Here is a 542-nt window from a genome sequence, read left to right on the forward strand (position 1 = left end):
GGAAAAATCCGTGGCATCTGGTACACGCGTTCGTTGAATCGACGGTTGTAATAGAGCCACTGCTTGGTAAACGGTCGGTATAAACTCGCGATCAGAGAATTTTTATCAAGAAGATGTCTTTTCCCGTTTATCAGATCCTGCTTGAGATTGTGTGTCCAACTAATCTTCCCCGGATCAGCGTTGATGAACCCATCCACCTTGGCTTCACGCCCGGCCTTGTCCAGTCCTGGATGGGCTTTGTCAAACCGATCCACCTCGTCGTTGTAAAACGTAATCATGCTTCTCATGTTGGTTTCGACATGGGCACTGGAAGCGTTGTAGCACCAGGCATCCCTTTGTGTTTTCACACCAGCCGAATAATTCTCAAACAACTTCAAGGATTCCGTCCCTGATTTGTCTCCCATCACGACGTACTGGTTGAATCCGTCATTCCGCTGGTTGAGCCAGTCCCCATGCTGGTCCGGGGTAACGGTTTGCCACCGTTGTTGCTCAGTGATCCCTGCAATACTGCCAAACTCGATGAGTTTGCCCAGTTTTTCCTC

The 542-nt window shown here is 49.4% G+C and carries 1 protein-coding gene; it reads right to left on the reverse strand.

The window, feature by feature from the left end; translation table 11 throughout:
* The coding region (locus IV91_RS18610; protein WP_035418450.1) for a type ISP restriction/modification enzyme at positions 1 to 542 on the reverse strand (542 nt) is incomplete at both ends.

The organism is Ferrovum myxofaciens, assembly GCF_000735045.1.
GTDB classification, from domain to species: domain Bacteria; phylum Pseudomonadota; class Gammaproteobacteria; order Burkholderiales; family Ferrovaceae; genus Ferrovum; species Ferrovum myxofaciens.